A 24,835-nucleotide genomic window follows, 5' to 3' on the forward strand; every position below is an offset into this window, starting at 1 on the left:
AATATTTAACTTCGAATCCCACATGCCTATTCCATCTAAACCCGTAAGTTTCGAAGCTCAACATCAAACCTAAATGTGCATTTTATGTCCATTATTTCAGCAACTTAAAATGCTATCTCTCTACAAGTCGACGCTCATTCACGTTTGCTCAACCAAGTTCAAAAAGCACAGAGTGTGATATCAAATCAGTCAATTCACAGAAAATTCAAAAATCAACATTGAACGATCGTTCAAGTGGTGCTTTAATAAATGACCAATACAAGGAGTTACCCCATGCTTAAGTTCTATTTTCACCAAACACCCAACCCAATGAAGATCGCTCTGTTTTTGGAAGAGACAGGCCTAGATTTTGAACTTGTTCCTGTTGATACCTTAAAGGGCGAGCAACACACACCGGAATATCGCTTAATAAATCCGAACGGTAAAACACCAGCCATTGAAGACGATGGGCAACGCGTGTTCGATTCAAACGCTATCCTTCTGTACCTATCAGAGAAGATTGGCGAGCTTGGGGGACAACCAGAAGACAGAGCTGAACTGCTCTCTTGGATGATGTTTATCGCGAGTGGCCTTGGCCCTTATTCTGGTCAATCGGTACACTTCCGTCATGCCGCGCCAACAGGCCTAGACTACGCTGTGAACCGTTACCTACGTGAAGCACAACGTCATTACGAAGTGTTAGAGAAGCATATGGAAGGTCGTGAATTTATCGTCGGAAATGAGTACACCATTGTTGATGTCGCTGCATGGGGTTGGATTGATAAAGCACCTTTCGTGCTTGGTGAAGAAGGCCTAGAACCTTACCCGAACTTGAAGCGCTGGTTTAACGCAATCAACGCCCGCCCTGCAGCACTGCGTGCTCGCGAAATCGGCAAAGGCGTTGAATTTAAAACTGAACGTGATGAAGAAGCGAAACGAGCACTGTTTCCTTCGAATTATGCGAAGTAGAAGTAGTAAAGCCTGACAATGAGGCTCAGTAGTGATCGGCTGGGCCACTTTTCTCTATTTCCCTCTCAAGTTAAATTCAAACTACACCCTCCCTCTTCGTTCAACATCCTTCGACCTTGATTCTGTTGCACCAACTAACCTATTTTATATGCGTTCTCAAAGCCGTAAGTAACTGTTGTAAGTCATAAAATACAGATTTAGAGCTACTTGATATGAGATCATAATGATATTCTATATTTCATTAAACAATTCATAGGCTTTTAAACGAGCCTTTAAGTCGATCTAAGCGTGGTTTGTATATGATGGGCATCGAGCACGATGAAACTAGATTCCTTGTCGATAAGCAAGTTCACCAAGCAGTAAGTGGCACGTACGACGGCTTACTTTCTCTAAATGATATCCAGAATTTATCTGGTAAAAAACTTGTGATCAGCTTTAATGGCTCAACTCCAACATTGGAAAAAGATGAAGTGAAAGTTATTGGTAGATTTGCATTTGTGTTGGAGATGGCTTAATGAACACCCCGGATAACCAACACGATCTAAAGTTTGGATACTCTACAAAAACCAGAACGTTACAAAAGGTAAGTCAAAAGCTTGAGCAAGGTTTTTATATTCTCTTAACCGTGCTCGGCACCGCCTCTTTTACTTATGCTGGCGGGTTTGCAAGTGGCGCAAAATCTTTTTTCAGTCTAGAGGACGGGAGTGCTTGGCACCATATACAGTTCTTTTCTGGATTCATATGGATTCTAGAAGCCTTATGGGTCCTACTCTCTTATCCTTACCTCCACTTTCTATTTGCGTGCATGTTTTTATATTTAGGGATTAGTGGCACGGGTAAAGATTATGAAAACTTATCCAATAAGAATAAAAAGTTAGAAGAGAAACTTTCGGATCAACAAAATATACGAGAGATAGTGACTTCTAATCAAGAGGAAATAGCTAGGCTGAACGGCCTGTTGCGAGAGAAACACCAAGAGCTGGTGACAACTTGGTTAAAAGGAACATTTGCTTATTTAATGAATGACGATGATGCAGTAGTAAAGGACAATACACACGCCCGTGTGAGTATTTATTATGCTTATAACAGTCATTTCTATTTGCTCGCACGGTACTCACCGAATGCTGAGTACAACCAAATCCATAGACAAAAATTTGCAATGGGTCGGGGTATTATTTACGAAGCATATCAACACTTAGAAGTTCATGAGAACTCATTGACAGAGTATAATTCATCAGAACCTGATAAGTTCTACACTGCGATTGAAGAAAAGTACCCCCTAAAAAGAGAGCAACTAGAAAACTTTAATATGAAATCTTGCCGATATTTTGGCAGGGCAATAAGAGAAGCAGATGTTACACAAGGTGTTATTCTGATTGAAAGTACCAAGGGCTGTGATTTATGCGAAAATCAAGTTCAGCGAACACGTGAGCATTTTGAAAAAAATTGGAGCCACCTAAATCAATTTGTTAGACATGGTATTGAGCATGACATCAACAGTAAATACCATGAGGCAATGAAAACCGACATAGACTTTCTAGACGACTTAGATCAACGACCTGCCCCAGAGGTAGATGTATTAGATAGTTTAGCCCCAACGTCAGAGGTATCAGAATGATTCCAATTCAACAGATCATTGCTTATTACTGCCTCAATTACCCGTACCCTAACGAGTTATCTAATGCTCGTTTGACTAAGTTGGTATACCTAGCAGATTGGTTTAGCGCTTTGGCAGATCGTCAAACAATGACTCATATTAACTGGGTTTTTAACCACTACGGACCCTATGTTGATGACGTAATTAATAGCGTGAGCTTTAACCCTAATTTTTCAATTACATCAACAAGAACAAACTTCGGTTCATCAAAAAAAGTAGTGTCATATCTAGGTCCCAATATTTCAACTGACTTACCTCTTAGAACTCGTCAAATTTTAGACCTCGTTATAGATAAAACTAAAGATATGTATTTTGATGATTTCATTAACTACGTCTATTCAACATACCCTGTACGTGCGCAAAATAGATACTCTGAGTTAGATCTCGTTTCATTGGCTAATGAGTATCGAAATAAACCAATCAATCATAATTAGAACAAGGCTTAACTCAATGGAAAATTTAGTTGTACAAAAATTCTCTGGAATAAACTTAAATGACTCATTTTTTGATACTTTGAAAGCTGACTACGTAGAATTTTCGTCTTGGTTTAACCGAAAAGCAGATAATAAGGCTCTTGTTCTATACAACGATCAAGGAACAATTGAAGGCTTCTTATATTGTAAGTTTGAACAAGGCCCAGGAGATGATACAAATCCTTTGCTACCAAATACGCAACATATGAAGGTTGGTACATTTAAATTCAACCCAATGCAAACACGCCGTGGTGATCGTTACTTGAAAAAAATCTTTGACTACGCATTGGCTCAAAATCCAAATGTAGAAGATATATATGTGACTGTTTTTGGTCAAAAACACCAATACCTTGCAGATCTATTTAAGCGCTACGGGTTTGAAGATTATGCAACAAAAACAACGCAAAACGGCACTGAAAATGTTTTATTGCGAGATTTGAGAAAAGTCAACGGCGACGTAGATAAAGATTACCCGTTCGTCCCTACTAAAGGAAATAATAAATATCTACTGAGCATCTACCCACAACATCATACTAAGTTATTTCCCGACTCCATATTGCATACCGAAGGTACAACTATAGTTAAAGACATCTCACATTCGAATAGCATTCATAAAGTTTATATTTGCGGCATGTCTGGAGTTCTAGACTTCAAACGGGGAGACGTCGTTGTTATATACAGAACTAAAGATGATAAAGGCCCAGCGGAGTTTACAGCTGTCGCCACTTCACTTTGTGTTATTGAAGATGTCCACACTCTTTCCAAATACAATAGTGAGGATGAATTTGTAAAAGCATGTATTAAGTTTAGTGTATTCAGCGATGCAGAGTTACGCCTTATTTACCGACAGAATAAATACACCTATGTTATTAACTTTACATATAATGCTGCGCTTCCTAAGCGCCCTATTCGTCGAGATCTCGCTGATAAAGCAGGCTTAAATAGAAATGACTACTGGGGTGTAATGCAGCTAACCGATCAACAGTTTGATAATATTGTTGATATCTCAGATCTTGACCGAAAAATCTTGATTTAAATAATGTGGTAAGAAGCACGATTTAAGTGCTTCTTACCTTTTTAACTAAGAATCGTCAGTAACGTGGCTATAGGTGTAGCTGATTGGTAATTAAATAAACCTATAGAATTCTTCTTGCAGTATTCTTCGGCTCTAGCCGTTTCTTTTACTTGAAGTACCCTCAATACATCAGCGCTAATTGCTTTACCATCACGCTTCAACAAACGTTCATGAACGATCGGGGCATCACATGTAACGTTAATCACTGCAACAGGAGAAATCGCATCGAAAACCATATCATCTAATACGATGATCTCTTCCTCTTTCCCCATCAGACAGAAGTGACCATCTAACAAAAACTTATCTTCTTTTATCTTGCTCAACCCTCGGATCAAAGCTTCTTGATTTCGTTCTGCCGTCGTAACAACTTTACTATCTTCAACGTATTCGGAGTTTTGCTTTATCAGTTCACTGCATGAATAAACAGACAGCCCCAACTCAGATTTCAATTGATTACAAAGCGTACCTTTCCCGACACCATGTATACCTGATACAAAATATATGTCTTTCATTTAGCTAGCCTTCTTATATAAAAAGCCGAGCGTTAGCTCGGCTTAATCACTAATTCATACACAAATTAGATGCAGAATCGATGTATTTAAATGACTGAGGTGCTTTGAAGTTGGGTTCAACCTCATAAGGATCAATAGGTATATCATATTTTTTAAATTGTTTTATTTGAATAGCATATGCAATTTCACGATCAGAAAAGTACATATCAAAAAACTGTTTTTTAATACCAGAATCTTTCTTCGTTTCTTTCCATAAATCTTCTGGGTGATTCTTTAGAATACTACCAATCTCAAACTCACCTACGATCTTGCCCTCTGGCATTGTTGAATAGATTACAACAGACGTGACTTCTGGGCGTTTGAAAACAGCTTTCCTATACTCGAAAAGTTTCTCCCCAGACATAATCTTTTCTACAAATTCAGGTTTTATAGACAATAACGCTTTCATCATTTAACTCTTAATTCTGTTCTGACCGCGAATATTAAACCTATAAAGGCCAAATAGCATCAGAAAAACTGACATTGTGAGAAATAACTCTCGTTGTAAAATCAGCACCTTCCAGGCACTGTGTTAATATACAGTACAATCTTGTGATTATCTATCAATTAGCTCAAAACAACCCGTACACATTGTTCTTTCCATCTTCTTCAAAGCCTTTAATCTGAGGGTGCTTTGGTTCTCCACCAAACAATAAAATATACAGCTTTCGGTCTTGATACGTCCCCACTACATAGTGGTCTTTCTGTATCACAAACTCGATAGTTTCGGCTTCATCATCGGAACTCAGATATTTAATATCGACCAACTTACTCACTTTAAGCCAATCACGTACTCGACTTCGATTAATTTAAAAAGTGCTTTATAAGTCCCAAACAAAAGAGCCGCTAAAAGCGGCTCTTGATCTTCAAACTATTCGAACTCGTTCAGATTACTCTTTACCGAATACGTTGTTCTCTTGCTCTTGTACACGGATGAAAGTCGTACGCTTAGTTAGCTCTTTAAGCTTTGCTGCGCCTACGTATGTACAAGTTGAACGTACACCACCAAGGATGTCAGAAATTGTGTTGTGAACTGAACCACGGTATGGAAGTAAAACAGTTTTACCTTCCGCAGCACGGTACTTAGCAACACCACCTGAGTGCTTGTCCATAGCCGACTGAGACGACATTCCATAGAACTTGGAAAAAACGAATACAATACATTAAAAATCAATATGTTAATTAAAATATAATGTATATAAAAACAGTGACAATTGACGTTTTATCTCCATAAATAACGCTGTTTTACAATGAATGCCGCCATTTTTGTCGCCACTTTTTGCGAGCGAACCAGTACCCATAACCTTACTTAGTATTTACACAGCAAATGTATTACATGTAAATTATTTATACCTAACCCAAACGCCTTTGCTTGCTGCGTCTGGATAGGTCAAGTTCGGGGGGAGCTTGACCGCCCTATTATCAATACGGGCTATGCGCTCGATACTTTTCTAATACTAGCCTTACGTTTTCCCACAACTCTTCAATGTCTCGATACTCTAAGTAAAAGCCGCTATCAATAAATTCAGCACCGCTTGATGAAAACCACGGTTGCGTTTCACCTTTGCCACCTACCCCTAATTCAAACTTAGCGCAGTACTTTCCGCCAGTTGGTCGAATTTGGAATTTGATGTGATAAGTCCAATGGGTTTCTGATTGGCAGCGTTCGTACTTTGCAGGTAACCAACCCGAATCGTAAAAGTTTGGTAATCGACTTGCAGGTAATTGGTATTGTGACAGTGGAAGTGTTGGCATTGCACTACGGAGTTGGCTAGCCATTTGGTTGAACGCGTTAATGTAGGCTTCTTTAATGTGTGCTGCTTTGGTACCTGTAAAACCCATAACCAAGAACATGAAGCCATCTTTGGTCATTTCATACAGGGGTAAAGTACGCCCTCTTTTGTCCTTATATTCATTGCCCGTAAAATTGCGGTCAATGAATTCATCTGAACATTCTAGGCTTCTTAGTTTACGTAAAACATCATCATGACGCTTATTAAAAGCTTCTGCGATTTTCAATGAAGTGGTGCGAATTTGCTCACCTTGGTTAAAGACAAGATCAGATACAGTCAGGGTAAGGGAAGTTGTATTAGGCATGATGGCCTCCGTAAGTGATTTTTATATCACCACACAAAGGTACTAATCTTCGGGTGGTGAACTGAACAAGGTTAGTACTACCGCACTTACGAAACGGCGCGCCGAAGCGCCCTCGCCCAGCCCACCATAATGCTGATAGTACGTTTTTTAGGTAAAACGCCTATGTTCAGGTGTGCCAAAGCCGCACATAAAAAAACCAGCAAAACGCTGGCATCCATGTGCCGTAAGTTACTGCGGGGTACTAATCCCGACACTGGATTTTGCCAGTGCTGTTACAGGTTAACGATGTGAAAGATCGCTGTCAAACGTTTAATAGCGTTGCATATTGTATAGAGCGCGGTTCTTACAATCAGCTTGCCTCACCCATGAACGTAGAAAGGATCGAGACAAAAACAATTCCAGGGAAGACACGCAGTTCCAGAGTCACACTAAATTATTGATTAATTTAGATTCGTTTTATTTCTACTGAAATACGAGACACAATTACTCTTTATCGCCCAAACTGGTTAAATTTTAACAGTGACAACTATCCGGCCAGAGGGGACATGGGAGCATATACGTCAGAAAACCTTTTTGGCCCCGTTCTTTCACGGTATGTCGAAAACCAAGTCCATTGTGCGTTGTTGATGTTTTCAAACATTGTCTTCCCCATTGATGTTGATTCATACTGACTACGTTGATATCGCAGTCTTTGAGATCAAAGTCGAAAAACACATTCGTCGGTTTTTTATTTCATCGGTATACCAACACCCGCATCACCGTAAGAGTGGCTGCCTTCACTATTGCAAAAAGCGCCGCAGATGGGCGCAGGCCTGCGTAATATGCCTAAAAAGTTCAGGAGCCTTATCTGGGGCGATGTCCAAGGCTGTTTTTCTACTCAATTAAGCATGCTGGTTGAGTGGTTAAACAGAGTTACTTGGGAATACCAGACAACACATCCTTTGGGTGTGCGTATTCTACTACAAGAATACACAAGCCAGTTTGTAGCACGGCTCTTGAGAGAGAGCCCATTGTTTTGTTCTTTTAAAAGAGCAAAACAATGTCCTTAAAAGGAGTTTGAATAATGCAAATCGTATACGGATATTGTCGTGAAGATGATGCGGTGAGTTTATTAGGCCGCTTTGTTGCACAAGGGGATTTTGTCAGCTTCAAAGAACTGGGGCCGGTCGGGCGTGAATACATGGCATTTGCTGCTTTATTGCCTTTTACTGACCGCCTCCCCTTTCCTTTCTATTGGAAGGGTGTTCATTTCGTTTCAGTTCAAAAACACACCCAATCAGTCCGTCAACTCACGCCACCACCATCAAAGAATGCTCGCAAAAAACATTATCGTAAACTCAAGAACACAATCATGACCCCTCAAAATTGGAAACAACACGTCAGTCGCAATCGCGGTTTGAAGTCTGTAAACGCTTCCTTGTTGCCTTTAATGTAATCAAGAAGACCCATAGGGCTCAACGGCAACACCTTAATTCATGCGGCTCCAAGCATGCCCAAAAGTATGACGAACGAACAACGTCCATTTTTCAACCCACCAGATGCACGACACCCCTTTTGATAAAAGCGGTGCGATGTCGTGCCTCTTTTATTTACATTTAAAGGTAACCACATGAAAGATAAAACCTCACGCTTCAACCTTCCTCTTACGTATTGGCGTCACTTTTGTACGCTACTGGCCGTCTACTTTGCCTGTGCGTCACCCGCTTACGCCGATGACCTTTTTGCCAGTGGTAAAGATACCGTGACCAACACGGTAGGGACGGGGTCTTCTGGCGAGTTCTACATTCTGGTGGCAGGCCTGATTGGCGGCATCATCGTGGGCATCATGCAAAAGAACTGGGTGGGTGGCATCATCGGCTTTTTCGTTGGCGTGGTGTTCTGGGAAGTTGGTAAAGGGTTTGTAGGCTTATAAACCACATAAGGAGAGCGCGAAACTATTCGCCCTATTTCACTATGGATCATCAAGACAAACAAACCCTCTTCGCTTTTCCAAACTACTTACAAACCGACGTCAAAATAGTCGGATTTCCAATCGATGAAATACTCCCTTCTATCTTGTTGTTTTTGATGTTGTTCAACATCAATCGGTTGGTCGCGGTCGCCGTGTGTATCGGCTTTTTCCTCACCATTCGCAGCTTAAAAGTCCGACACGGCCCCAAATTCATCATTCACTTCATCCACTGGTATGGGGATGACACAGCGAATAAAACCATTTTTAAACGCACGCCCCCAGCCACAAAAAAATATTGGATTTACTGATGCTCAATGAACATAACGGCGAGGCGCTTAAAGCGGCTCGCTTTATCAATTACGTCCTCACCGCGGTGGTGTTGATCACCGCCTTAGGAACCGCTGGGTTGAGTTTTGCTTTATTAAGCCAAAACCAAGCGGAAAAGCGCACCTTCGTGCCACCTCATATCGACCGAGCGTTTACGATCTCAAGCGATGCGGTTGATGAAGCGTATCTTTCTATGATGGCCGATTGGTGGATACACCTAAAATTTAATGTCACGCCCTCTAACGTTAAACGTCAATTCAACTTACTCATTACCTACGTGCCGCCTAAATACTGGAGTGGCTTACAAGACAAGTTGATGCGAGAAGCCGAATTTATCATCGAGAACGACGTCACCAGTTTTTTTGAAGTTGACACGCTGTCTATCAACCTGAATGAAATGAAAATACGGGTCAAAGGCACGCTCAACAAAACCATCGCGGGGCGCACACTTGACCCTGAGCCCGTGACGTATCTACTCCAAGCCGATTACTCAAGTGGCTTGATTGAACTTCACACCATCGCCCAAGAGATACCGTTATGAAAATACGCTTGATTTATGCTTTTTTTGGTTTGTTGTTACCCATCATGAGCCACGCCCATACGATTGACGCAAAGACCTACTATTTTGAGCAAAATGATACCATTGTGTTGCCCTTATCCTCGGTCAACACCAACCGTTTAGTAGTGAAAGACGACAAGATATTAAACCTTCATTGCCCTAGAGGGTTTTGTCTCGCTAAAGCCAATCAACGAGACCAATCGGGCTCTATTACCGTCAAACTCAACATCGCCTTGCCTTTTACCGCGCACGTCACCACAGAGAAAGGTCAAAATTTCTCGCTTTTTATCAACCCTAAAGCCGTCCCTGCGGTGGTGAATGAGTTTATTCCGCTTCGCTCTACTGCAGAGAAAAGTGTCTTTGAAAAAGATCTCGAATACCCTTTGGCCTTGGGGCAACTCACCAAACAAATGATACATTGGCAGCGTTCAAAGACGCCTATCCCAGGGTTTCGTGTCCATCCGATTGACCCCGAAACCCTCCCCAAAGACACGTCGCCACTGGCCATTATTCCGCAGACCCTTTTTGTAGGCCGCCCCTTCTCAGGGCTTATTTATCAAGTTAAAAACCAATCCAATGACACCGTCACTCTGACCGAAGCGCAATTTTACAGTTACGCCAGTCGGAGCGCCTCACTTGACCGTTATACCTTACCCCCAGGTGAATCTACACATCTGTACATCATCACAGGAGGTCGCGAATGAAACGATTGAAACAGTGGCTTTTTAGAGAGTCAGACTTAGAGGATGGAGTGCTCGCCAATGACCAAAGTAAGCAGCGTAACCAAATACTCAGCCTGTTAGCCGTTGCGCTCTTAGTCGCAGTTTTTTTTGCGTTTAAAGCCTTTAAACAACCTCGAACCTCGCTAGATACTGCGAAAGAAGTCGTTGAGTCAGCCCCCAATTTTGGGGAAATCATTACTGATGATTTTACCGACAAAGACAACCGCTCAGCCTTGACCTTACAAGGTCAAGACATTGAAGACGTCAAAGAAAAGATGGAAAACCTCAATCGAGACGTCGATCGTTTGATGACGAGCAACGAAAATACGATTTCGCAAATGAAGAAAGAGAACGAGATCTTACGCGAGGAATTACGCCAACATCAAGAAGCGCAGCGCACCATCGCCTTGCCATCAACCCAATCGCTATCCTCAAAGGAAGCCGGTCACCTCACCGTCATGGGAGAGCCTGCGCCGTTTGGCTCGCGCCCACTTCCTCCCAAACCTTTACCCTCTTACGCCACCAATGATCTGCAAAAAGAGAGCTTTCAATACAGCAAAGCCGATAAGGCCTCGTTTGATGACCAAGGGCAAGCGTTTGACTCGTTTGATTTTTTTTGGACAGCCTCCTCAGAGTCAGCGTACCAACGAACCGTCGACAATTACGTCCCGTCGGGCACCTTTGTGACCGCCAAAATCACCGGTGGCGCCGATGCCAATGCCGGGGCGTTCGGCCAAAGTGATACCGCCCCCATCGTGTTTCAAACCGTGCATGAAGGCGTGTTGCCCAATGGAGAAAAGAGCCACCTCAAAGACTGCACCATCATTGGGAGCGTGTACGGTGACCTTTCTTCCAATCGCGGCGTGGCGCGCACTCACACCCTCAGCTGCATTCGGGACGGTCGAATTTTAGATATCCCCGTTCAAGGCACCGTCTTTAACTTTGGGCGCAATGGCATCCGTGGCACCTCGATTTTACGTAACGGCAAAATCGTCCAAATGGCGGGGATCTCAGGCATCTTAACAGGACTGGGTGAGACCGGGGCGGGCTTGGCCAGCACCACCTCAACCTCAGCGCTTGGCTCAACGTCGAGCCTCAACAGCAAGGATGTGGGATTAAGTTTATTGGGCAATGCCACCTCGGACGTGGGGAGTAAGCTTTCGGATTACTACATTGCCTTAGCCGAGTTATATCACCCCTTCATCGAAATCAATCCAGGGGGCATCGTGAATATCGTCTTTACGAAAGGGTTCCCTCTGGATGATGAGGAAGCGATCAAACGCTATGTTGATCATCAGACAAAAGAGCAAGAGCAAGCAAAACCAGACACCCTTTTAGAAACCATCACACTCAACCCTCTCGCGGCAGAAGTTAACCAACAATTAAATTAAGGTCGGCTTTTATGACTATCAAACTTTTCACAGCGCTGCTTATTAGCCTACTAGCAGGTTGCTCTGCGGGCTTTCAAGATGAATTTAGTTGCCAAAAAATCGGCGGTATACCCGGCTGCGCCAGCATGGATGACATTCGCAACATCTCGACACACCCAACAACACAACAAGTCGCCGAGGCTAACGTCCTGGCTTCCCACCCTTTTGCCTTACTGCCAAGACGCACCCGTGAAGGCCATCCTATTCGAACCCAAGACACGGTTAGGAAGGTGGTGATTTTTCCCTTTACTTCGGATGACACCACCACTTACCTCGACACAATGGATATTTACATTGTGTTAGACGAGTCTACCTGGACAGGTCGCCCTGTTCAGGCTATCAAGAAGGATTAACGCCATGGGCGTCTCAAAAGATTTAAAGGGTTTTTATCAAGAAGCCAAACGTGAATATAACCACCTTCATTCTGAACTGCCTTACCGCACTTTTGATGCGCAGCACAGCCTCTTTCATAACAAAAAGGGCGTAGGATTTGGATTCAAATTGAGCGTCTTAACGGGGGCGAATGACGACATGGTGGAGGCATTTAACCGTCTCATCATGGATTTACCGCCTGGCCATAAATGGGATTACCATTTTTCCATGATGGGCCACAACCACGTGAGTCATTTGATTGAGCAAAATACCGCCTTGAAATCCGCTCGTGCGGGTATTTGCAGTGAATTAGCAAAACAAGAAGCCGATTACGCCAACTTTGCGGCTCACCACGGCTTTTTTCATCGTCAGAAGCATTACTTTGACATCAAAGATTACAGCGCGTGGTTGTTTGTCTCCAGTACGGACGATGTTGATAGTGTGTTGGATTGCAAAGAGGCGCTCACCACGACTTTATCCCAAATTGGACTGGAGCTCACGCCGCTTACCCCCGAAGGCTTAATCAACTACGTCGAAGGCATTCTCAATTTTGACCCCACACAAACCGCCCCTCGCGGATCTGACTACGCACCAGAAGCGTTGATCTACAAACAAGTCCTCTCTCCTGATACCGAGTTTTTAACTCGCCGACATTACACCGACGTTCGCTTTAGTAACCGCCAACATCAAACGGTGACCTCGCGGATCATTTCATTGGGTTTACGCAGTACACCTCGAACTTTCCGCCTTTACGCCTTGCCCGATTGTTTTGCGTCCTTAAAGAGCGTGGCCAAAAATGTGCAATGTCCACACCTCATGACCCTCAATTTTCGCCATCAAGAATCGGGCAGTTTTGCGACCAAAAATGGCGGACGCCTTGGAGAGCTGGAAAAAACACTCAAGTCCCCGATGGCATTTTTCTTCCCTCAAGCGAAGAAAGAGCAGAGCGAACGCGAGCAAATTCGAGATGAAATGTCGGATGGCATCAACAGCATGGCATACATGCACCTGACGCTGACGTTATTTACCAACAAAAAATCCGAGCGACTGCATCGCACTACTGCCATTAACGCCTTTCGCTCTGGCGGGATTGATTTACAAACCGTCTCGATGCTGCAAAGCCAAGCGCTCATGACGACCTTACCGTTCATGATGACCGATGGGTTTTGGGCCGATTGCGACCGTGCTGGACGCATTCAAACCGTAAAAACCGGCAATGTGGCCAACCTCTTGCCTCTTGTGATGGACGTAAAGAATTTCAGTGGCGGCATGATGCTTCCCACCATGCGCCAACAAGCCTTTTGGTTTAATCCGTTTAATTGTGGCTCAGATAACTACAACATCGCCCTGACCGGAGGCTCCGGGGCAGGAAAATCCTTCTTTGTGCAAAAGCTCGCCGAAACCCTCTTTGCCATGAACGGTAAAATCTGGGCGTTAGATAAAGGAAAGAGCTTTAAAAAGCTCACCTTGATGCTTGGCGGCCGCTACATGACGGCTGAGAAGATTTACCTCAATCCATTCACTCATCTGGAACGCATTGCCATGGGGGATGACTATACCGATGAAAAAGGCGAACAGGTCAACCCTCTCAAGGAAACGCTGCACACCATCACCGGACTCTTTGCGACCATGGCCTGCCCCACACACGAAATGGGAGATTTTGAAAAATCGGTCCTCGGTGATTGCATCATTGCGGCTTGGCAGGCACACAAAAGCGAGACGTTGGTTGACCATGTGCAAGAAGCGCTGTTTGCGGCGGCCGAAAAACAAGGCGGTGATCGCCGCCTTTCTGATATCGCCATGCAACTGAATAAATACCGCTCAGAGGGGATCTACGGTGACACCTTCAATAAACCGTCCATGCTGGATCCCAATGTCCACTTTACCACCATTGAACTCGACGGATTTCCCTCGGACATCATGCGACCGGTGATTTTTGCGCTGATGTCGAGCATCACTCAGCAGATGTACCTTTCAGGCTCTCGTTCAACGCCGAAGATGTGCATCATTGAAGAGGCGTGGTCTCTGATGGCTGGCTCTAATGCACAGGCACAAGAATTCATCAATACCGGTTATCGCACCGCCCGAAAATTTGGGGGTTCGTTTTGCACCGTGACGCAAGGGATTGAGGATTTTTACAGCACACCTGAAGCGCTCGCTGCGTTCAATAACTCCGACATTCACATCACTCTGCGTCAAGGCAGTGGATTGGCGAAATTCATCAAAGACAATCCTTCACACTTTTCACCCTATGAGCAATTTGTCATCAAGAGTTTTGAAAAGTCCTCCATCGCCGGTTACAGCTCTGTCATGCTAAAAACCGGTGATGTAACGACCTTTCATCGCTTGTTTGCCGATCCTTTTACTCGTGCGTGCCTTTCGACAGAGCCGCATGAGTTTGAGTACTGTGAAACCTTGATGAACCAAGGCGTCCCACTCATGGATGCGGTCAATCAAACCGCAGAGCATTTTTACGGACCAGAAATTGAGATCTTCAACACCCTCATCTATGGTAAGGAGGCCAAATGAAATCCATCCGTCACACACGTCTTGTCGGTGCCCTGTTTGCCATAGTGTTGATGATGTTCACGCTGATGGCCGTCAAGCTCAACACCGCCCCTCAAATCGTGGTCTTCGATATCGAACAAACGTTAGCGCAATATCAAGACCAACTCATTGAAGCCAACCTCAGCGATCAGGAGCACAGCGCGCAATTGGCGACCTTTGATACGGAACTCAGGCGGCTCTTGAAAGAATACGCGCAAGCGCACCATCTCGTGATTATCGTGCCAGGCGCGCTCATCAGCGGCGCACCGGATAGAACCACCGAGATCCAACATTACGTTATTGAGGCGCTTAAAAAGGAGTCATGATCTTATGATTGTTCACGGGCATTCATTCATCAAACCAACAGCACTCTCAAAGGTGCTCGGTCTCACTTTACTTGCCATCGCCCCCACCGCTCTTAGTCAACAATTTGGGCGTCAAGGCGAACTTTTCCCTATTGCAGAGGTAGACATGTTGCAATGGATTAACAGCAGATTGACACACTTAGAAGCCACGGGAGAAACCGCAAAGATGCAACAGCAGTTTGTGGAGAACGTAGAAAATAACGTGCGAAGACCCCCTCCCGTTAAAGGGTTGACCGCCACCACCGCGCCCAACACCTTTTACATCGACCCATCATTAAAGCTGGCCACCGATATCAAAGATGCACAAGGTAACCTCCTTTATGCTAAAGGCCTCGTCATCAACCCTTTTGATACCGACACTTGGCCAGTCGACATTCCCAAACAATCATTCGATTACTCGTATGTGATTGTCTTTCTTGATGGTGACGACCCAAGCCAGCGCGCTTGGGCTAAACAATACCGCGCAGATAAGCCGATAAAATGGACCCTCACCAACGGCAGTCCAGAAAACGTCGCCACGGAGTTTGACGCCCGAATTTATTTTGACCAACAAGGTCACTACAGCCGTCAATTTCAACTCTCACACATTCCCGCTCTGATTGAACAAGACGGAGCGCGGTGGAAGATCACAGAGATCGATGTGACGCCGTTCACCACCATAAACAAGAGTGCGACGAACACAAAATAAGGAGAAAGACCTTGAGATCCCATGGGTTATTACTGCTTGGTTTGTTCCTATTTCCTTGGCAAACCCAAGCTCAATCCGCCGCTTGTACGGGGCATTTCTTAAATCCATTGTCTGATATTTGTTGGGACTGCCTATTTCCTATGACACTGGGCAGTGTGCCTCTCATTAGCTCGACATACCCTGACACCGCCAACCCAAGCATGCCGATCTCCTATTGTCCTAAACCCCCGCCCATTTTTATGCAAATTGGCTTAAATATTGGGTATTGGGAGCCGTATTCCTTGGTGGACGTGACGCGAGTCCCTTATTGCATGGTCAACATGGGGATGCAGTTGAGTAATGACAATAGCCAACAAATAGGAGGCTCGCAGCACGACTCAAGCAGCAAAACCAGCGGCAATGCTTTTTATCACGTGCATTGGTACAAATATCCGGTGATTTACTGGCTACAACTGATGCAGTCGGCCGCCTGCATGGCCACGGATAATTTCGATGTGGCCTACCTCACCGAGCTTGACCCGTTTTGGGATGATGATGAGATGTCGTTCATTCTTAACCCCGAAGCCATTTTGTTTGGCCACCCCATCACGCAGCTCTCTTGCATCACCGAAGCCATGGCGACCACCACCGGGCGCGTTTTGCCTTTTGATGCGCTTTTTTGGTGTTTAGGCTCACAAGGCAGCGTCTACCCATTAACCGGTAATAGCGCTTACTCTCATACCGGCCCTCAAGTTGGCACACTGATGTTAGAGCGTTTTAATTTTAAAATGCACAGGCAAGGCATTGTGTGGGAAACCCGGGGCGAAGATGGCGCAATCTGTTACCAATGGCCAGAGCCTATCTTGCCGAAAAGTCGCTATCGCTATCAATTGTCGGCACCGATTGGTGATGCCGCTCATTGTTATCCCTATGGCACCACCTCGTCACTTTGGGAGCAAGGTAAAGACAACCCAACCACCGGCGGTAACTTTGGTTTTGTGAACTGGCGAAAACGTAATTGCGTATTTTTATAAGGAAATGAGACGATGTCATTTAGCCCAAGAGCCTCATGGCTGTTACTTATTCTGCTGGTTAGCCCTCTCTCAACAGCCGAGAAGGGTTACTCTCAAGAAGAGCTCAAAGCGCTTGCCAAGCAAGAGCAGACCATTGCAGCGCCAACCAATCACAGTGAACTGACCACCTTTCTTGAACGAGGTCAGCAACATAAGCAAGAAGCGTTGTCGATGAATCAACACCTCGATAACGTGTTGCAAGACTCGCCACTGGCGAGTGTTCTTGGGGTGCCTCAGGAAAATCCAAACAAAAAGGCGCAAGGTGTGATGGTGTTTGTGTCGCTTTCCATGCCAGATAACGCGCTTAGACAGCTACTCAAACAAAGTCAGCAATATCAGGTTCCGCTCGTGATACGTGGGGTACTGCCAGAAGGCATGGTACCGACAGCCTCTCGAATACTGAGTTTGTTAGAAGCGGACGACGAAGAAATGGCCATTGATAGCGGTTTTGCCATCAGTCCACAGTGGTTTCGTCAATTTAACATCACCCACGTCCCCGTGTTTGTGGCCATTGGAGAAGCGTGCAATGAAGCGTCTTGCCCGCAAAGTGATTACGACATGGTTCACGGCAACCTCTCCCTTCCTAACGCATTAACGATTTTAAGCCAAGGCGATGTAGGACACATCGCCAAACAAGTGCTCAATAGGAGTTCCCCTTGAATTCGCCCTTTTCACTACTTTTTGTTTTTCTCTCTTTCAGCGCTGCTCTCTTACTCTCCCTTCATACCCTTGCCGCCCCTCAAGAAAACACATTCTACGACAACGTGGAGTGGGCGAAAAACACCCCGAACGAGGCTTACAATGACTCAGAAATGACGCTTAACCTGTCAGACTTCTGCAGCGACAATAATCCAGGGTGTGAAAGCAAAATCCGACAGCCTGATGAAGCCGGGATGACTGATGCACAAATCACAAACCAATCCACGTCGGAGTTTGGCAACAACGAACACGCTCAAGCGATACAAGAGGGGTTTGACAATAATAGTGCCACCATTAACCCCAATGATGACACGTATCGATTCGCCACCCTTGGCATTGAGAACGCCTATGAAATCAGTCATGGTCAGTCTAATCAGTACGTGGATTGTGACAACGCCACGCAATGCGTCATTGATAACATCGCAAAGCAATGCTACCGACCAACTCACAACCCGGTCCCGTGTGACAAAGTCCCCGTCGCCTCCGTGAGCCTTAGTGAAGTGATCTACCGCTGCCCATCCGGCTGGACAAAGCAAGGGGATAATTGCCAACGCCCTCTCTCACAATGCCGACACGATAATCACAATTACGTGAGGCAAACGGGGGGAACAAGAGGGTTTACAGGGTCAGATACCACGTATTTCTGGGATGGGAAGGTTGTCTCTCCCAACCAAGGCTACACGCTTGGCGATTTAAAACAGACCGACCACATTGTCTGGAAAAGTAACGAATCCTGGTATAAACGCTACCAGATTTGTCGCCCCACCACACAAACGAAAAAAGTCACCTTGAGCTGCTCAAACGGATTCTCCTTATCCGGAGGGAACTGCATCAAGAACAACATTACTTGGCGAACAGAATGCAACCTGATGAACTCATGCAAGATCACTCGCCAGCAATGCATTGAAGGTCGAGCCACCCGCATCATTAATGGCATACCGACCACGCTTGATTGCTGGAAGTATCGGGTTGAGCACCAATGCACTCGACCCAATACGTGCAACGTCCTGCCCGCCGATTGCACCACGACGTCAACCCATTGCAGCCTCCAGCAAAACGGTGTGTGCATTGAGGAGAAAGTCAATAAATCCTGCCCACAGCGGCGCTGCAGTGCCACCCAATTAATCTGTGGAGAAGAGAGCTTTTGTCTGGATGGCGATTGCTTTGAAGCCATGGCGACCACTTCAAACCGCTTTAATGAAAGCACCTCAGCCTTAGCCGCGCTCGCAGAAGCCGCTGACGGTATGGGTAACCCACCGAAGATATTTACAGGCAAAGGCATGAAGTGCACAGACGCCGCTTTTGGTTTTGCCGACTGCTGTAAAGACGGCGGTTGGGGCACGAGTATTGGCATAGCCCAATGCAATGATGAAGAGAAAGCGCTCGGTCAAGCCAAAGAGCAAGGCATTACGATAGCCCTTGGCCGTTATTGCGCAGAAAAGGTCTTAGGCGCGTGTATCCGGGAAAAGAAGACCTACTGCGTCTTTGATAGCAAATTGGCGCGCATCATCCAAGAGCAAGGCTCGAAAGGTCAACTTGGCATCAGTCTGGGAACCGCCAAACACCCCATTTGCGGCGCCCTTACCCCCGAGCAGCTTCAAGACATAGATTTTGAACGCCTCGACTTTTCGGACTTCTACGACGACATGCACGGCAACACCAACCTGCCTTCGGCCACAGAAATCCAAGAGCGATTACACAGCGCTTATCGCCATTAACTTAATCAATGATGAGGACATGATATGGATCCCCTACTCCCTTTACTTGTGGCCACCCTGTCGACAACCGGGTTTGCCATCACCCTTATTCGGCATCTTCTGTTCAAACGAAAACTCCATCAGCTCAAGCAAGAAATGATGAGGCACCAACAACAGCGTGGCATTGATGAAGCACTTTGGACGTTATTTCACACGCGCACCCACAAGATGCTGAGTTTCTGGCAATAATGAGGTCACACCATGAAGGACTTATCCACAAAAACGGTGAACAACTCAATTAACCGATTAACAATCAAATCCCTACCGTTAATGTTGTTGGCTTTATTGGCCTTTCACAGTATCGCCGATGAGCCCCCCAAGGGGTGGCGCTGGTATAACGAGACCAAAGCGCCCAAAGTCCCTCCCAAAGAGGAGGAGAGCCTCCCCCCCAACAGCGTCTCTACCGTGATGAGCGCCACCGAGCAGATGCAATGGTTCCACCGCGCGTTTGATGAAGCGTTAAACGATGCCACCATTAACCCAACCGATGAAGAGAAAAATCTAAAATTGATGAAGCTGAAAAAATTCATCGATGGCAAGACCACGCAAACGGGCATGACCTTCAAAAAGCTCATCAACGAACACCCCGAATACTCGTACACCAAAGACCGCCCCACAGAGCAAGCCGCAAGAGCGACGTACTATCAAGGTATCCAACTCAAAAACGAAGCCACTGTGCGTCAATTGGTACAAGAAGGTTGGGGCCTCTACTTCATCTACGAAGGGCAAGACGCCTTATCTCAAACCCTAGCACCCTCAATCCAAGACTTTGCCCACCGGTACCACATCGAACTGGTCGGGATCAGCAAAGACGGTCAGACCTTTGAGACGATTAATGAAAACCGTATTGATAAGACAGGGCGTGTACAGGTGCGCTACACACCGGCTTTAATGCTGGCCAATATCCACACCAAAGCACTCAAGCCCCTCGCCTACGGCTTCATTTCACAAAAAGACTTGCTCTCTCGCTTTCACAACGTCGCGACCAATTACCAAGACAGCGACTTTTAACTTAAGGACGCCCCGATGAACGCTTTTATCCGCACGTTATTGTTGAGTACGCTGATGACGCTCGCCTCAACCTCCCTCACTCAAGCGCAACCCCCTCATGCGATGACAGGCCAATACGCCTTGGTGTTCTTCCATTTTAGTCAGTGCGCTGAGTGTCACCACTTTGCCCCAACCATGAAGCGGCTAGAGCAAACTACTCAACTACCTGTGTACGATTTCTCCTTTGACGGACAACCCATCCCCGGTTACGCGACGCCTATACCGACCAACTCTGACATCACCGCTGCGTTTTTTGGGGATCTCAAAAACGCCATTACGCCCGCCACGTTCTTAATCAACGTCAGCAATGGTAAGTACGTGCGTTTGAGTGAAGGCAATGTTCCATACACTGAGCTGCTTAAGAGCTACCAAGCCTTGCGCGCCGATGTGGCCATCATGGAGAGTTTACAATGACGCGACCTATCCTCCTGGCTCTCTTAATGAGTCTTTCATGTTCACTTCATGCCGGCGGCTTGGGCGACGCCATGAACAGCTTTTGGGATGACAGCAGTTTTAACAGCAACATCACGAACCCAAGTGCCTATCAGGGTCAATCCGCCACCTACTATAATGCGGGCAGTTTGTTTGCTCGCACCAACATCAAAAACATTCAACTGGCCGCCATCACCTTGCCTTCTGTCAGCGCAGGGTGCGGTGGCATTGACGCCTTTATGGGCGGCTTTTCTCATATTAACTCTGACCAACTGGTGGCTTTTGGTAAAGCCGTCATTGCCAACGCCGTGCCCTTCGCGGTGGATTTAGCGCTGCAAACTTGGGCGCCGAGCATCAAAGAGAATCGGGACAAACTGCAAGCCATTGCTGATCAGTTCCTCACCACCTCGATGAACTCTTGCCAAGTAGCGCAATCGGCGGTCTCTGGTTTAGCGGCCTTTACCGATGGGGAAGCCAAGCGACATGCCTGCGCCACCCTAGGCACGCAAAGCAACGCTTTCGCTGATTGGTTAGAAGCGCAACACGAATGTCGCAACGTCCGTACCAACCAGAGCACACTGGCTAGCAACACCGATGACGCCACGGCGCACGCAGTGAAAGTGAACTTAAATGTGGTGTGGGATGCGCTCATGAAAAGCGCTTACCTTCAAGACAATCAAGAGGTCGCCGAGTTTATCGTAAGCCTCACTGGCACCGTCATTTACGACGCGCAGGGGACGCCAAGCTACATTCCGGCCATGTTAGTGGGTAACGACACCGCCATTAACGCCCTTTTGACCGGAGGGGATTTGGAGGTGTATCGATGCGACAACACCGAGACCTGCCTTTCGATGAGCCTAAGCGCCATCAGCCTAAATGAAAGCCAAGCCTTTAACGCCAAAGTGCGCCACACCGTCGATACGCTCTATGCCCACTTACAATCAGACCAACCTATCACCGACTCAGAGAAGAGCTTTGTTGAACTCAGTGACATTCCTATCTTAGCAATGCTCATTGATGATGCGCACCTCAACCTACAACCAGAAAGCCATTTATACGCTCAAAATATTGCCGCCGATCTCTTGCATGCCTATCTCAACAACATGCTGATGATCGTCAATCAATCCATGACCAACCTCGCTTCGGTTAACCCAACCGACGTCAATCGCACTCTCGAAGGCATCAACAGTGCAAGGGATTACTTACAAACCATTCGAGACCGTCACAAAACAAAATTGAACGCGTACTTAGCCCTCACTGAGCGCTTAAAACGCAAACGAAAGCTCCTTAGCCAATCGGCAAGTGACGCTACCCTATCGAACCTCACCTTTGGCCATTAAAGGAGATCCCCAATGACCTTAGACTTTTATCTCTATGGCGCAGGCCCTCAATTACAACGAGCCTTGAACGCCGTCGCCACTTTTTTTACCACCAACACCTTTGGCTCGTTAATCGAAATCGCCTTACAACTGGCCTTTATCATCAGTGCCACCCTATTTTTTGTGTCTCGAGACGCGAAACATGTGATGCGTTTTATGTTCATTTACTTGGCTATCCCCACTTTTCTTATCAGCATGAAAGCCACCGTCCATATCAATGACGCGCAAAATCCTATGCGCATTTATTACGTGAATAACGTGCCTTACATCGTCGCAATACCCGGTTGGGCGGCCACCACGTTCATGCACGGCTTAACCGAAGGCATTGAAATCGTCTTTAGCAGTACAGAGGATGAAAGCTACAGCTCCTCAGGCATGGTGTTTGGTTCGAATTTATACACGTTGCTTCGTAGCGCCAACGCCGAAACCATTGATCTGCAACGCTATTGGAAAGACTTTTATCACAACTGCATCGTCGGAGACATTCGAATTAACAAAAAATACACCATGCAAAACATCCTGCAAGCACCGGATTTGCTGGGTTTTCTCGCCACAAAATCGATGTCCCCCATTCGTGGGCTCTATAACCCCCAGGGTCAATACAGAACCTGCCGCGACGCGTTTCCTGAACTCACTCAACAATTTGATGAAGAGGCCAATCAAACCATGAATAAACTGGGCGCGTATATCTTGGGACGAGAGAGCAACATCCAATCAACGTTCTTAAGAAACGCCATCGAGAATAGTCACCAAGATTTAATTGGGGTCAGTAACAACGCGGTCGATATTTTAAAACAGAACATGGTCATCAACATGACGCGATGGAACATCGAAAACACGCACCGAGGTATCGCGGCCAACTACGCTTACACCGCCAACCAAATGCAAACCACCACCATGTGGGCCAACATTGGGCTGCAAGCCAAAGAGTTCATTCCAATGATGCACTCGATAGGAGTGATTTTGTTTGTCTGCTTTGGGGCGATCATTGCCATCATTGCCTTGCTGCCACATATGGCGCTGCCTGTCCTTAAAAACTACGTTGGCAGTTTTTTCTATCTGGCCACTTGGCCTATGATATTCACCATCCTCAACGCTATCATGATGTGGTTCTTAGAAGGGGCGACCCAGGGCGCGACACAAGGGTTACGCGGCATTACCCTCTCGAACATGAGCGGCATTGATTACGTCAACACGCGTTACGCCTCCATTACCGGATACTTGATGATGTCCACCCCCGCGATTGCTTTGGCGTTAACCAAGGGCGCAGCGGCCATGATGAGCAGCTTAAACTACCAACTGGCGGGGATGATAAACCAAACCAATGCCCGTACGTCGGCAGCGGCCTCAAGCGGTGACATCAGCCACGGTAATACGCAAATGCAGACCCACACGTTTAATAACGTCAATGGCAATAAGTTTGATACGTCGACATTGCTGAAACAACACGGCAGTACCACTCAAAGCGAAGACGGTATGCTTTCAACGCAATACGGTGATAGAACGGTGTATGACACTAGCCCTACCGCGTCGAATTTCCAGTGGAATGTCGCCAGCTCTAGTCAATACAGTGAAGCGGTGCAAGACTTGCACACTAGCGCTCAATCCAACCTCTCGACACAACAAACGGCCTTGTCACAAAGCACACAAAGTGGCTCTCAATTGATGGCCGATTGGAAAGAGAGTTATTCTTCAACCCAAGGTTACGGTTTAACTCATGGACACGGTGCAACTGCTGCAGCATCAAAAGGCTTAGAGCAGGTCAGCTCCGCCACTGAGCAAGTCAGTGCGGCAACCGGATGGAGCCATGAGAAAGCGAATGCCTTCTTACACTCTGCGTACGGCGGTTATGACGTGAACGCTGGACTGTCAAGCGGCGCTCTCGGTGACGCCGTAGGGTTTAATGGGAGTGTGAACGCGTCCACGGGACAAAAATGGACACAGGAAGACCGCGAAACGCTCAGCAGCATGAGCAACGAACAACAAAGCCAAATGCAAGCCGCTATCGAGTCCTACCGCTCTGGCGCCAACCAAACCATCGAGGCGAGCAACCGCCTCACGGCCGATGAACGTAATACGGAGATGGGCACTTACGCCACTGGCTTTACGGCGAACTTTAGTGAGACACAAGGCTTGATAACGTCCACGACACAATCTCAACAAGAGGTCGATACGCTCAGCCAAGTCAACAGCCAAGAGCAACGTCATCTGGCCAGCCTGACTGAGAAACTGGAAAAACCATTCCAAGCGTTTGTTGAAAACGGGCGTACGAAAGACGAATCAGGACTCATACTAACGGGACAGGGCGACGATGCTCGTCAAGATCGCGCTGACTTATGGGAAAAATTTAAAACAACCGACACGTTTAAAGATTTTGTGCTCGCCAGCGTACCCACTCAAGAAGAGCACGAACAAGCCTTTAACCCTGAGCCGACCCAAGCCGAGTGGCAAACGATGGTGGGGGAACAATTTAAAGGCCAGGCTCTAGGTAATACCGGTCAAACGGTGCTGGAGCAGCATCAGAAACGCGGCGGCACAGAGCGTTATTACAACCCCGACAACCACTCACAAATCGTGGATGAAACACGTGAACAATTTGAGGGCACCAGCAAGCGTGTTGAGCCACCATCAACCTTGCAGCCAACAAAGAAGGAGTAGGATCAAACCCATTCTTAATCTATAAATAATGGTTAATTATTGAGCA

Annotated in this window: 25 protein-coding genes and 3 pseudogenes; 23 read left to right on the plus strand and 5 right to left on the minus strand. The window is 46.2% G+C overall.

All coding sequences use genetic code 11. The annotated features are described in order from the left end of the window. Nucleotides 1-273: 273 nt before the first annotated feature. From ACED25_RS02325 to ACED25_RS02345, 5 genes and pseudogenes are all read left to right on the plus strand, one after another. Nucleotides 274-948 carry a glutathione S-transferase family protein gene (locus tag ACED25_RS02325; protein WP_371694555.1) on the plus strand — a complete coding sequence of 225 codons (675 nt, stop codon included), beginning with the start codon at nt 274-276 and terminating at the stop codon, nt 946-948. Nucleotides 949-1,241: 293 nt separating this feature from the next. Continuing rightward, nucleotides 1,242-1,463: pseudogene (locus ACED25_RS02330) on the plus strand (transcriptional regulator); the annotation flags it as partial. Next, nucleotides 1,463-2,566 (plus strand): hypothetical protein, encoded by a 1,104-nt coding sequence (locus tag ACED25_RS02335; protein ID WP_371694556.1) that lies wholly within the window; start codon nt 1,463-1,465, stop codon nt 2,564-2,566. The pseudogene ACED25_RS02330 and the gene ACED25_RS02335, both read left to right, overlap by 1 nt. Further along, nucleotides 2,563-3,039 carry a Panacea domain-containing protein gene (locus ACED25_RS02340; protein ID WP_102491594.1) on the plus strand — a complete coding sequence of 159 codons (477 nt, stop codon included), beginning with the start codon at nt 2,563-2,565 and terminating at the stop codon, nt 3,037-3,039. Before ACED25_RS02335 ends, ACED25_RS02340 begins: the two co-directional genes overlap by 4 nt. Before the next feature lie 16 nt (nt 3,040-3,055). After that, on the plus strand, nt 3,056-4,114 hold the full coding sequence (locus ACED25_RS02345; RefSeq protein ID WP_371694557.1) for an N-acetyltransferase: 1,059 nt from the start codon (nt 3,056-3,058) through the stop codon (nt 4,112-4,114). A 41-nt stretch (nt 4,115-4,155) separates the two neighbouring features. On the opposite strand, the gene ACED25_RS02350 is transcribed toward ACED25_RS02345, so the two are convergent. The 5 genes and pseudogenes from ACED25_RS02350 to ACED25_RS02370 form a co-directional block, all read right to left on the minus strand. Next, nucleotides 4,156-4,665 (minus strand): ATP-binding protein, encoded by a 510-nt coding sequence (locus tag ACED25_RS02350; protein WP_102491599.1) that lies wholly within the window; start codon nt 4,663-4,665, stop codon nt 4,156-4,158. Between the two features lie 49 nt (nt 4,666-4,714). Continuing rightward, entirely contained in the window at nt 4,715-5,116 is a 402-nt protein-coding gene (locus ACED25_RS02355; protein ID WP_241906634.1) for an ASCH domain-containing protein, read from the minus strand. A 160-nt stretch (nt 5,117-5,276) separates the two neighbouring features. Further along, nucleotides 5,277-5,509 (minus strand): annotated as a pseudogene (locus ACED25_RS02360) (hypothetical protein); the annotation flags it as partial. A gap of 85 nt (nt 5,510-5,594) precedes the next feature. Beyond that, a pseudogene (locus ACED25_RS02365) lies at nt 5,595-5,852 on the minus strand (IMP dehydrogenase); the annotation flags it as partial. 274 nt (nt 5,853-6,126) lie between these two features. After that, nucleotides 6,127-6,801 carry a Rha family transcriptional regulator gene (locus ACED25_RS02370; RefSeq protein WP_017103377.1) on the minus strand — a complete coding sequence of 225 codons (675 nt, stop codon included), beginning with the start codon at nt 6,799-6,801 and terminating at the stop codon, nt 6,127-6,129. A gap of 1,063 nt (nt 6,802-7,864) precedes the next feature. On the opposite strand from ACED25_RS02370, the gene ACED25_RS02375 reads away from it, so the two are divergent. The 18 genes from ACED25_RS02375 to ACED25_RS02460 all read left to right on the plus strand — a co-directional run bounded on the left by ACED25_RS02375 (nt 7,865) and on the right by ACED25_RS02460 (nt 24,789). Continuing rightward, complete coding sequence (locus ACED25_RS02375; RefSeq protein ID WP_017102844.1) at nt 7,865-8,236, plus strand: hypothetical protein; 372 nt, start codon at nt 7,865-7,867, stop codon at nt 8,234-8,236. Nucleotides 8,237-8,410: 174 nt separating this feature from the next. Continuing rightward, nucleotides 8,411-8,713, plus strand: coding sequence for a type IV conjugative transfer system pilin TraA (locus ACED25_RS02380; protein WP_016800279.1), 303 nt, complete (start codon nt 8,411-8,413; stop codon nt 8,711-8,713). Nucleotides 8,714-8,754: 41 nt separating this feature from the next. Continuing rightward, nucleotides 8,755-9,060: a type IV conjugative transfer system protein TraL gene (traL, locus tag ACED25_RS02385; RefSeq protein WP_016800278.1), complete on the plus strand. Its 306-nt coding sequence runs from the start codon at nt 8,755-8,757 to the stop codon at nt 9,058-9,060. Next, nucleotides 9,060-9,620, plus strand: coding sequence for a type IV conjugative transfer system protein TraE (gene traE, locus ACED25_RS02390; RefSeq protein WP_016800277.1), 561 nt, complete (start codon nt 9,060-9,062; stop codon nt 9,618-9,620). The genes traL and traE overlap by 1 nt, the downstream gene beginning before the upstream one ends. Beyond that, nucleotides 9,617-10,342, plus strand: coding sequence for a type-F conjugative transfer system secretin TraK (traK, locus tag ACED25_RS02395; RefSeq protein ID WP_016800276.1), 726 nt, complete (start codon nt 9,617-9,619; stop codon nt 10,340-10,342). Before traE ends, traK begins: the two co-directional genes overlap by 4 nt. Further along, nucleotides 10,339-11,751 (plus strand): TraB/VirB10 family protein, encoded by a 1,413-nt coding sequence (locus ACED25_RS02400; RefSeq protein ID WP_017061841.1) that lies wholly within the window; start codon nt 10,339-10,341, stop codon nt 11,749-11,751. The genes traK and ACED25_RS02400 overlap by 4 nt, the downstream gene beginning before the upstream one ends. An 11-nt stretch (nt 11,752-11,762) precedes the next feature. Next, nucleotides 11,763-12,143 (plus strand): type IV conjugative transfer system lipoprotein TraV, encoded by a 381-nt coding sequence (traV, locus tag ACED25_RS02405; protein ID WP_016800273.1) that lies wholly within the window; start codon nt 11,763-11,765, stop codon nt 12,141-12,143. A gap of 4 nt (nt 12,144-12,147) precedes the next feature. After that, nucleotides 12,148-14,691 carry a type IV secretion system protein TraC gene (gene traC / locus ACED25_RS02410; protein ID WP_102579842.1) on the plus strand — a complete coding sequence of 848 codons (2,544 nt, stop codon included), beginning with the start codon at nt 12,148-12,150 and terminating at the stop codon, nt 14,689-14,691. Beyond that, nucleotides 14,688-15,035, plus strand: a complete 348-nt coding sequence (locus tag ACED25_RS02415; RefSeq protein WP_016800271.1) for a TrbI F-type domain-containing protein — start codon at nt 14,688-14,690, stop codon at nt 15,033-15,035. The genes traC and ACED25_RS02415 overlap by 4 nt, the downstream gene beginning before the upstream one ends. Nucleotides 15,036-15,039: 4 nt before the next feature. Beyond that, a complete protein-coding gene (gene traW, locus ACED25_RS02420; RefSeq protein WP_017061842.1) occupies nt 15,040-15,762 on the plus strand; it encodes a type-F conjugative transfer system protein TraW in 723 nt (240 codons plus the stop codon). Nucleotides 15,763-15,773: 11 nt separating this feature from the next. Continuing rightward, nucleotides 15,774-16,775: a conjugal transfer pilus assembly protein TraU gene (gene traU, locus ACED25_RS02425; RefSeq protein WP_220503519.1), complete on the plus strand. Its 1,002-nt coding sequence runs from the start codon at nt 15,774-15,776 to the stop codon at nt 16,773-16,775. A gap of 12 nt (nt 16,776-16,787) precedes the next feature. Then, nucleotides 16,788-17,474 (plus strand): type-F conjugative transfer system pilin assembly protein TrbC, encoded by a 687-nt coding sequence (gene trbC / locus ACED25_RS02430; protein ID WP_016800267.1) that lies wholly within the window; start codon nt 16,788-16,790, stop codon nt 17,472-17,474. Then, nucleotides 17,471-19,231 (plus strand): type-F conjugative transfer system mating-pair stabilization protein TraN, encoded by a 1,761-nt coding sequence (traN, locus tag ACED25_RS02435; RefSeq protein WP_017061844.1) that lies wholly within the window; start codon nt 17,471-17,473, stop codon nt 19,229-19,231. The genes trbC and traN overlap by 4 nt, the downstream gene beginning before the upstream one ends. Before the next feature lie 24 nt (nt 19,232-19,255). Further along, nucleotides 19,256-19,459 (plus strand): hypothetical protein, encoded by a 204-nt coding sequence (locus ACED25_RS02440; RefSeq protein ID WP_016799995.1) that lies wholly within the window; start codon nt 19,256-19,258, stop codon nt 19,457-19,459. A 12-nt stretch (nt 19,460-19,471) separates the two neighbouring features. After that, nucleotides 19,472-20,281, plus strand: a complete 810-nt coding sequence (gene traF / locus ACED25_RS02445; RefSeq protein WP_170962434.1) for a type-F conjugative transfer system pilin assembly protein TraF — start codon at nt 19,472-19,474, stop codon at nt 20,279-20,281. A 15-nt stretch (nt 20,282-20,296) separates the two neighbouring features. Next, entirely contained in the window at nt 20,297-20,734 is a 438-nt protein-coding gene (traF, locus tag ACED25_RS02450; RefSeq protein WP_016799993.1) for a conjugal transfer protein TraF, read from the plus strand. After that, the gene (locus tag ACED25_RS02455) at nt 20,731-22,092 is read left to right on the plus strand and encodes a conjugal transfer protein TraH (protein WP_371694558.1); all 1,362 of its coding nucleotides are present in this window, start codon (nt 20,731-20,733) and stop codon (nt 22,090-22,092) included. The genes traF (ACED25_RS02450) and ACED25_RS02455 overlap by 4 nt, the downstream gene beginning before the upstream one ends. Nucleotides 22,093-22,104: 12 nt before the next feature. After that, complete coding sequence (locus tag ACED25_RS02460; protein ID WP_017102792.1) at nt 22,105-24,789, plus strand: conjugal transfer protein TraG N-terminal domain-containing protein; 2,685 nt, start codon at nt 22,105-22,107, stop codon at nt 24,787-24,789. Nucleotides 24,790-24,835: the final 46 nt, after the last annotated feature.

The organism is Vibrio sp. 1F263 (assembly GCF_041439035.1).
GTDB classification, from domain to species: Bacteria; Pseudomonadota; Gammaproteobacteria; order Enterobacterales; family Vibrionaceae; genus Vibrio; species Vibrio tasmaniensis_A.

Coding starts and splice junctions, on each gene's coding strand:
- traV (WP_016800273.1), top strand. CDS start 11,763: ATGACTATCAAACTTTTCACAGCGCTGCTTATTAGCCTACTAGCAGGT.
- ACED25_RS02325 (WP_371694555.1), top strand. CDS start 274: ATGCTTAAGTTCTATTTTCACCAAACACCCAACCCAATGAAGATCGCT.
- ACED25_RS02415 (WP_016800271.1), top strand. CDS start 14,688: ATGAAATCCATCCGTCACACACGTCTTGTCGGTGCCCTGTTTGCCATA.
- ACED25_RS02340 (WP_102491594.1), top strand. CDS start 2,563: ATGATTCCAATTCAACAGATCATTGCTTATTACTGCCTCAATTACCCG.
- traW (WP_017061842.1), top strand. CDS start 15,040: ATGATTGTTCACGGGCATTCATTCATCAAACCAACAGCACTCTCAAAG.
- trbC (WP_016800267.1), top strand. CDS start 16,788: ATGTCATTTAGCCCAAGAGCCTCATGGCTGTTACTTATTCTGCTGGTT.
- ACED25_RS02400 (WP_017061841.1), top strand. CDS start 10,339: ATGAAACGATTGAAACAGTGGCTTTTTAGAGAGTCAGACTTAGAGGAT.
- ACED25_RS02375 (WP_017102844.1), top strand. CDS start 7,865: ATGCAAATCGTATACGGATATTGTCGTGAAGATGATGCGGTGAGTTTA.
- traK (WP_016800276.1), top strand. CDS start 9,617: ATGAAAATACGCTTGATTTATGCTTTTTTTGGTTTGTTGTTACCCATC.
- ACED25_RS02455 (WP_371694558.1), top strand. CDS start 20,731: ATGACGCGACCTATCCTCCTGGCTCTCTTAATGAGTCTTTCATGTTCA.
- traE (WP_016800277.1), top strand. CDS start 9,060: ATGCTCAATGAACATAACGGCGAGGCGCTTAAAGCGGCTCGCTTTATC.
- ACED25_RS02355 (WP_241906634.1), bottom strand. CDS start 5,116: ATGATGAAAGCGTTATTGTCTATAAAACCTGAATTTGTAGAAAAGATT.
- ACED25_RS02345 (WP_371694557.1), top strand. CDS start 3,056: ATGGAAAATTTAGTTGTACAAAAATTCTCTGGAATAAACTTAAATGAC.
- ACED25_RS02370 (WP_017103377.1), bottom strand. CDS start 6,801: ATGCCTAATACAACTTCCCTTACCCTGACTGTATCTGATCTTGTCTTT.
- traF (WP_016799993.1), top strand. CDS start 20,297: ATGAACGCTTTTATCCGCACGTTATTGTTGAGTACGCTGATGACGCTC.
- ACED25_RS02335 (WP_371694556.1), top strand. CDS start 1,463: ATGAACACCCCGGATAACCAACACGATCTAAAGTTTGGATACTCTACA.
- ACED25_RS02380 (WP_016800279.1), top strand. CDS start 8,411: ATGAAAGATAAAACCTCACGCTTCAACCTTCCTCTTACGTATTGGCGT.
- traC (WP_102579842.1), top strand. CDS start 12,148: ATGGGCGTCTCAAAAGATTTAAAGGGTTTTTATCAAGAAGCCAAACGT.
- ACED25_RS02350 (WP_102491599.1), bottom strand. CDS start 4,665: ATGAAAGACATATATTTTGTATCAGGTATACATGGTGTCGGGAAAGGT.
- ACED25_RS02440 (WP_016799995.1), top strand. CDS start 19,256: ATGGATCCCCTACTCCCTTTACTTGTGGCCACCCTGTCGACAACCGGG.
- traF (WP_170962434.1), top strand. CDS start 19,472: ATGAAGGACTTATCCACAAAAACGGTGAACAACTCAATTAACCGATTA.
- traL (WP_016800278.1), top strand. CDS start 8,755: ATGGATCATCAAGACAAACAAACCCTCTTCGCTTTTCCAAACTACTTA.
- ACED25_RS02460 (WP_017102792.1), top strand. CDS start 22,105: ATGACCTTAGACTTTTATCTCTATGGCGCAGGCCCTCAATTACAACGA.